Here is a 7,828-nt window from a genome sequence, read left to right as displayed (position 1 = left end):
CCGCCTTCAAACGGTGACGAGCGCACCGGAACGGAGGTCGCCTGAAACACCCCAATCCACAGGTCTTGACAATTTCTCCACCGGTTCCCAGGGCCAGCTCCTGACCGCGGACAACGACGATGCCGTCTCGGCTGGCGGTGCGCTCGAGTTCGACGGGCGTCGTTCCTCTGCTGGAGCGGGTACCGGGTGGCGCGGGCTCGGCGGGGTCGGGTCGCCCGGCTCGAACTCCGCGCAGTGACAGGCGTTTGAGGTCGGCGGTGGTCACTCGTGAGGAGACGGTCTTGATCACCTCGTCGGCGAGCAGGATGTGGATGCTGGTCAGGTGAATCCACAGCGTCACCGTCAGCCCTGCGTAGTTCTTGCCGACCCAGAGCTGCTGCAGACCCGCGATCACCACAACGCCCGACGGCGGCACACGGGCCTCCATTTCGATCGGCAGCGGCCCACTGCGGACGTTCGGCGGTGTTATCAGCGGAATGGGGCTGGCCGGCTCGTCGGGGCGGCTGACGTCAGCGGCCGGGTGCAGTTCCGGATCGGTCACTCGGCTGCGGAACAAGCTCGCTGGCGTAGCCATGTCCAGCGATTGGTGGGGCCGCACAGTGTTGTAGGCGTGAACCCATTCGTCGATGGCTGCCTGCGCGGCCTCGATCGAATCGAATGCGCCTGTCTCGTCGAGGAGTTCGCGTCGCAACGTCTTGTGAAAGCGTTCGACCTTGCCGGTGGTCGTTGGTGAGCGTCGTTTGGTCAATCGGGCGGTGATGCCGTTGTCGCGGCAGATCCGTTCGAAGAGGACCTCGGCCGGTAATGGCCTGGTGAACTTGCCGGTGAACTGTTTGCCGTTGTCGGTGAGCACTTCGAATGGTGCACCCCAGCGGGCGATTGCGGCCAGGAACGCATCACACACAGCAGGACCGGACGGCACAGGTAGGACGGTTGCGGCGACGACGAACCGAGAATGGTCGTCGATGGCGGTGAGCATCTTGTGCTCGCGGCCGTTGACCAGGAACACCCCGCCGACGATGTCGAGTTGCCACAGATGCATCGGCGCTTCGCGTGCCCACCGCTTGTAGACTCGTTTGTGTTGCTGCTCCTGGCTATTCACCAGACCATTGCGCACCAGAACGCGGTGGGTCGTCGATCGCGACGGGGCTTGTCTGCCGATTTCGAGCTTCAGTTCGTACGCGATGCGTCGGGCACCCCAGCGTCGATGGTGGCGGCGCATTTCGCAGATCAACGCTTCGACATCGGGAGAGATCCGGCCCGGGCTGGAATGTGGGCGACGCGACTGATCGGCCAAAGCCTCCAGACCACCGGCCTCGTAGCGCTTGCGCCACGCCGTGACCGTCTGCCGCGTGACGCCGTACCGTTCGGCTACCTCACCAACGGGTGCGCCGTCGTTGACTTCAGTGACGGCACGCAGACGGATCTCAACGGTGACACGTGCCGCAACATCGGAATCAGATTCGGGAACCTCTGGATTGACCACCACCAGACCGTGGCAGGCACGGGTTGCCTGTAAACGATGTCCCGATGACAAACGGTCAAAGATGTCCTGAACCCATACAGATCAAAGGATCCGGCTGTCGGTCATCTCGAATGCGAGGACGACATCGCGCGACTTCACCCCGAGCGGCCACCTGCGGCGAGCTCCGAGAGCATCCGAAGATGCAACAGCGGAGGCACTGTCCGCATGGGCCCCCGACACGAAGCCATTAGTTCCGCAGCTTCGGGTTCTACCGGATGCCCTGCGGCTGTCCCTACAGAATGTGGTCCCGCAAGCGGCAAAGCATGCCCTCGACATCGGTGCGTCGGTAATGCAAATGGTCACCGTCGACCACGGCCGAGAGTGGCGCTACGACGTGGCGCTTGCCCCCGGTGAGACAGACGCCCGAAGGGTCGACCAAAGCACACGCCAACTCTTGGACTCGGGCTTCATCGACCGCGAGGGTCATTTCGGCGCTACATACGCCGAATGCAGGTACTGCCACAAAGTGTTGCGCTCTCTGCGTTGGCGGGATGGTTGCCTGCGACTGCTGCGGGGCCTCGATCTGCAAACGATGCGTCCGCGAACCGTCCATCGGCACATTGCTCTGTCACGCCTGCACCTCAATGCGGCCGCCCACGCGCCAAGAGGCACGACAGCACGGACGTCTGTTGTTCACACGCGGCATGCTCATTGGTGTCGACGCCATGCACACCGTCGTAGTCGAGCATTCGAAGTCCCGCTGGGAGCTTCATGGTGCAGATGACGAGAGTTGAGTCCCGCATAGTGGTGTAGCGCGGTTGCTGGGTTCGTCATCGTGTTGGTGATGGACGTAAAGCGGCCACCGCGTGATCTGTGAGTGTGTGCTGTAGCGATTCGGCTGTTGAGTCGCTGTCAGGATCGGTGTCGATGCCAGGGACTGACTCACGCGTGATTTGGCCACCGCTTTGGTGTGCCATGCGAAGGACCCGTCGTTGCTGGCGTCGGCACCGGCCCGCTCCACCTGCTGGCCTGATCAGAAGCCTGTCCGTGCTGTCGTGGCACGTGACCCGTCACAGATATGCCGCCGAGTGGTTGCTCCAGGCCGGTGCCGTCCTGACCCGTACGCAGAGAGGAGCACAAGGGCCGTGGCAATGGTGGCAGAAACGGTGGACGCTGTCATCGGTGGCGACACCCACCGAGACACTCATGCATTGGAAATGACCGCGCCCAACGGCACGACTATCGCAACCCTGACCATCGACAACAACGCTTCGGGATTCGCCGAAGCCTTGGTCTGGATCACCGATCATGCGCCAGGTCCTCGCCTCGTCGCCGGACTTGAGGGAACACGCAGCTACGGAGTCGGGCTTGCTCGTGTTCTCGCCAACGCCGGACTGGTCGTAGTCGAGGTCGAGTGCCCCCGTCGGCGTCATCGCCGCCGCGGCAAGTCCGATCCGATCGATGCCCGGCTTGCCGCGCTGGAGGTGTTGCGGATGGACGATGCCCGAAAGCCGCTGCCGCGCAGCGACGGTGACCGCGAAGCCATCCGCATTCTTCTTGGTGCACGCTGTGACCTGACTGTCTCGCGTACCGCACAGATCAATCGGCTCCGGGCGCTGCTGCTCACCGGCGACGATAACGATCGGCTGCTCGCCCGTCTGACGATGTCTGAACACAACCTCGGCGTCATCGTGCGCCGGCGCGGCCACCGCGGCGAGTCGACCGAGGCGCGGGTCCGTCGACAGGAAGCGCGACGTTTGGCTTCGGCGATCCGTGACAGTGCCCGCGCTCTGGCAGACAACAAGCGCCAGCTCACTGAGTTGGTCGAGGTGTTCGCTCCAGGATTGCAGGACAGACTCGGCGTCGGCCCGGTCAGCGGCGGCCAGTTGATCGTGTCCTGGTCGCATCAGCGCCGCTGCCGCAATGAAGCCGCGTTCGCGGCCCTAGCAGGAGTCAGTCCGGTCCCAGCCAGCAGCGGCCGCACCCACCGGCACCGACTCAACCGTGGCGGCGACCGGCAGCTCAATCGCGCGCTGCACGACATTGTGTTGACACGGTGGCGAATGTGCCCCCGCACTCACGCCTACATTGCTGCCAGCCGAGCACGCGGCAAGTCCGACAACGAGATCCGCCGCGCACTCAAGCGTTACACCGCCCGCGAACTCTATCGCGCGCTCAACGCCTCAACCACCCATTGACAAACATAGAAGCGTCCTTCGAGTCAACCTTCCACAGAATCCTCGAGGAGCATCACGATGACCGCACCCCACATTGTCGACCCTGCAGGCCTTCTTGGCGAGGCCCTGTCCGAAGCTTCTCCCGATCTGATGCGCTCACTGCTGCAGACGGTCATCAACGCCTTGCTCTCCGCGGACGCTGATGCCGTCGTCGGCGCCGAATGGGGCCAACCCACACCGGGGCGCCGCGCCCAGCGCAACGGGTACCGTCACCGCGGCCTGGACACCCGGGTGGGCACCATCGACGTCGCGGTTCCCAAGCTGCGCAAGGGAACCTACTTTCCCGAATGGCTCCTCGAACGCCGTAAGCGGGCCGAATCGGCGTTAATCACCGTGGTCGCCGATTGCTACCTGGCCGGCGTGTCCACGCGGCGGATGGACAAGCTGGTCAAGACCCTGGGCATCGATTCGCTCAGCAAATCGCAGGTCAGCCGCATGGCCACCGACCTCGACGAGCACGTCGAACAGTTCCGCCACCGCCCGCTCGATGCGGCTGGTCCGTTCACCTTCGTCGCCGCGGATGCGTTGACGATGAAGGTCCGCGAAGGCGGCCGGGTGGTCAACGGGGTGGTGCTGTTGGCCACCGGCCTCAACGGCGACGGACACCGCGAGGTCCTGGGCATGCGGGTGGTCACCAGCGAGACCGGCCCGGCCTGGAACGAGTTCTTCGCCGACCTGGTCGCCCGCGGGCTGGCCGGGGTCCGGCTGGTCACCAGCGACGCCCACGCAGGCCTGCGCGAGGCGATCGCGGCGAACCTGCCCGGAGCGGCCTGGCAGCGTTGTCGCACCCATTACGCGGCCAACCTGATGAGTATCTGCCCCAAGAGCATGTGGCCGGCGGTCAAAGCCATGCTGCACAGCGTCTATGACCAACCCGACGCCCCAGCGGTGGCCGCGCAGTTCGACCGGCTCATCGACTACGTCACCGACAAACTGCCCGCGGTGGCCGAACACCTCAGTGCTGCACGCGAAGACATTCTGGCCTTCACCGCATTCCCCAAAGACGTCTGGACCCAGATCTGGTCTAACAACCCCGCCGAACGACTCAACAAAGAGATCCGCCGCCGCACCGACGCCGTCGGCATCTTTCCCAACCGCGACGCCATCGTCCGTCTCGTCGGCGCCGTGCTGGCCGAACAGAACGACGAATGGGCCGAAGGCCGCCGCTACCTCGGCCTCGACATCCTCGCCCGCTGCCGCCTGACCACCATTACCAACGACAACCCCGAAATAGGAGCCGACGACATGCCCGCCCTGACCGCCTAACCCACCGGATCACGCAGCACTACACCACTTCCGGGGACTTGACCATGACGAGAAGCACACCATCGCCAATCCATCAGTGATGCGACACCTCGAACAGCGTCTCCAAGACGGTGAATCTTGATGCGTTGTTGCCTATTGGCTCACGAGCTCGAGGACCGTCGGTTGGGTTGAGATGACCGCGACGTCGCGGAACTGCGACAGCAAGGCACACACAAAGGCTGACCGCTTCACGTTGAGGTCATCGAGCAATTCCTTCTGACTCAGCCGGCCATGGCGACGGAGATGCATCCACGCTTCGTTGATCATCCATGCCGGTACGAGCTGTGGTCCCGAATCACGGCCTTCTGATCGCAGTGTCTCAACGCCGATTCCTGAGCGATCGATCGAAACGATGCGATTGGGACGCTTCGACGTCAGCGTGTAGATCTCGTCTCCTGGAGCGACGACCGCAAGGATTCGTTCGAACAGAACGTCATCCAAAGCGCGAAACCGATCACCTGAACTCACTGCCGCCCCCAGTCGACAGAGGGATGTACTGAAATCGGCGGGACCGCGAACCTCTTCTCATGCCGCCACCTCCACCACCTCAGCCCCCGCCAACGTCGGCAACTCCAGCGACATCCCCTCCACCTGGATCGCCCCCCACGAGTAGAAGTTCACGAACTGGAACGCCGAGGTCACCAGCTGCAGCGTCAGCGACTCCCCCGGCCGCAGCGTGTGCGCGATCTGTTCCATCGAGAACGTCACAGTGCGTGACTCACCGTCCAGCACAACGGGAATCGGCGTCACCTGGTTGCCCAGCACCAGCTTGGTCCGGTTGTCGACCAGCTGCGCATAGACGTGCTTGGCGTTGCCGGTGCCCGAGTAGGTCAGCGTCAGCTCCGGGGCGCCGATCAGGTGGGTGAACTCGGTGGCCTTCGGCACCCGCAGATTCACCGCGTTGAGCGCCGGCGCCGCCGACGGCAGCCCCATGATCGCCGGCACCAGACCCCGGGTGATCACCCACGGATTGGGTCCCGACGCACCGATCAGCGGGAGGTAACCGATGCGCTTGCTGCGCCCCAGGACGGCGGTGACCGGCTCACCCGTCGTCACCGGATACGTATCGGAGGAGTACCAGTCACCGCGCTGGTCGACCCACTCGAATTGCGGTCCGGTGTCGATGGTTTCGTCTCCCTTGACGTAGCGGTTCAGCCACTCCATCGTCTCGCGCCACACCACCTGGCCGTCGTTGCGGCTACTCAGACACGCACCATGGCCACCGCAGAACCACACCACCTTCGTCGTGGTACCCGCCTTGATCAGCGCCCGCGCGTTGAGGTCCGCCTGCGCCAGGGGAACCAGGGTGTCCACCGTGCCCTGCATGAACAACGTCGGTGCGGTGATCTCACCCAGCCGGTCGGCGTGATTGCGGCTGTTGAACAAGTCGATGTCGGACTGCTTGGCCTTGCCGGTGAGTACCGCCCCGATGACCGCCGGCAGCACCCGTTCGTTGGGCCGCGCCCCGGTGATCGTCAGCAGCGCGCTCAGGAATGTCCCCCACACACTGCTGACCGCCTGCCGCGGAAAGATCGCGTCCACCAGGCTGTTCCACGCGACAGTGGGCACGATCGCATCGATACGACGGTCGACGATCGCGGCCGAGAACTGCACCCCACCGCCGTAGGAGACCCCGACCATCCCGATCCTCGGATCACCGTCGACCTTCGCCACCGAGTCGAGCGTCGACAGCCAACTGATGATGTGCGAGATGTCGCGGCCCTCGAAATCTGGCGACTGCAACTCCATCCGCCCCCCGGAGTTCCACTCCCCCCGCGGATCCCAGCTGACCACGTTGTAGCCCTCGCTGCGCAACTTCCCGACCCCGACCACGTCGTAAGGCAGGAAACTGTCGAGCCGATTGTTCAACGTGGTCGCACCCGGCAGCCCGACGCCGGGACCGTTGAGCACCGTCGGCGCCGACTTCCCGGCCGCCAACCCCTTGGCCGGCATGAAGTGCACATAGATTTCGGTGCCGTCGAACGACGTCACCTTCACGCTGCGCGCCCGTGGCGTGCTGGGCGCCGCCGTGTGGTCGATGGGGAAGCCGATCAGCGGATGCACGATCTCGGAGACGAACGGGATCGCGTGCAGCAGATGCACGATCGGCGTCACCACGAACCGCCCGACTACCGGGACCTCCTGCAGCCATTCCAGCGGTGCCCTCACCTCACGAACCGAGACGTCGGTCGGAAGCTCGTACTCGTCGGCGGCCACACTGGTTGTCGCCTGCGCGGCGACCTCCGCCGGGACATCCTCGTCTGCTCTGCTTCGCGCCTTGGCCAACGTTGTGAGCGCGAGAGCCGACTGCGCCGGTTCGGAGGGCTCCTCGCCGTCCCCGACATCCGCGGGCACGACCGAGGAGATCTCTGTGGTGACGACATCGGACTCCGGTGCCGAGGCGGCGACGGTCTCGGCGTCCACCGACTCGCTGAGCTGCGCCTCGATCGAGTCACCGTCGTCCAACTCATCGGTATCCACCGAGCGGCTCGTCCCGCGCTCGCCCGACGACGCCTGGTCGGCAGCAGCGCCCGCAATAGCTGACCTATTCTTCGCGCGCGGCTCGGACGATGCTTGCCGCGCGGAGGTCGTGTCAGACGACCGCGGCCCGGCATCCGAGGTCTGCGACGTTCCGCTCGACGTGTCCGACGCACCGCCGCCGTCGTCGGCGAGCGCGGCGCCCGTCCCCGCCAGGACCGCCGCCCCGATACCCAGAGCCACCGCCAACCCACCGACCCGACCCACGAACATTCCCGCAGCCACGGCTTCCTGCTTACCGCGCGCAGCGGGGCGTCGCGGGCGGTTCGCTCATCTCGGCGGC

General features: G+C 64.9%; 5 protein-coding genes. 2 read left to right on the top strand and 3 right to left on the bottom strand.

Annotation, left to right across the window (positions count from 1 at the left end; all coding sequences use genetic code 11):
* A partial coding sequence (locus ACAG25_RS21135) for an IS481 family transposase (protein ID WP_370490435.1) occupies positions 1 to 1,486 on the bottom strand: 1,486 nt, incomplete at its 3' end.
* Positions 1,487 to 2,616: 1,130 nt separating this feature from the next.
* On the opposite strand from ACAG25_RS21135, the gene ACAG25_RS21130 reads away from it, so the two are divergent.
* Positions 2,617 to 3,663 carry an IS110 family transposase gene (locus tag ACAG25_RS21130; RefSeq protein ID WP_370490439.1) on the top strand — a complete coding sequence of 349 codons (1,047 nt, stop codon included), beginning with the start codon at positions 2,617 to 2,619 and terminating at the stop codon, positions 3,661 to 3,663.
* 57 nt (positions 3,664 to 3,720) lie between these two features.
* Entirely contained in the window at positions 3,721 to 4,968 is a 1,248-nt protein-coding gene (locus ACAG25_RS21125; protein WP_370490434.1) for an IS256 family transposase, read from the top strand.
* Positions 4,969 to 5,100: 132 nt separating this feature from the next.
* Here the strand turns inward: ACAG25_RS21125 and ACAG25_RS21120 are convergent, their stop codons facing one another.
* A complete protein-coding gene (locus ACAG25_RS21120) occupies positions 5,101 to 5,448 on the bottom strand; it encodes a hypothetical protein (RefSeq protein ID WP_370490433.1) in 348 nt (115 codons plus the stop codon).
* 84 nt (positions 5,449 to 5,532) lie between these two features.
* On the bottom strand, positions 5,533 to 7,770 hold the full coding sequence (locus tag ACAG25_RS21115; RefSeq protein ID WP_370490432.1) for a CocE/NonD family hydrolase: 2,238 nt from the start codon (positions 7,768 to 7,770) through the stop codon (positions 5,533 to 5,535).
* Positions 7,771 to 7,828 lie beyond the last annotated feature (58 nt).

This window comes from Mycobacterium sp. pV006, from assembly GCF_041287115.1.
Classification (GTDB): domain Bacteria; phylum Actinomycetota; class Actinomycetes; order Mycobacteriales; family Mycobacteriaceae; genus Mycobacterium.
This window is presented reverse-complemented; position numbering and strand designations above follow the sequence as displayed.

What these genes read in the sequence shown, in the direction of transcription:
- ACAG25_RS21130 (WP_370490439.1), top strand. Translation starts at nt 2,617, where the DNA reads ATGGTGGCAGAAACGGTGGACGCTGTCATCGGTGGCGACACCCACCGA.
- ACAG25_RS21125 (WP_370490434.1), top strand. Translation starts at nt 3,721, where the DNA reads ATGACCGCACCCCACATTGTCGACCCTGCAGGCCTTCTTGGCGAGGCC.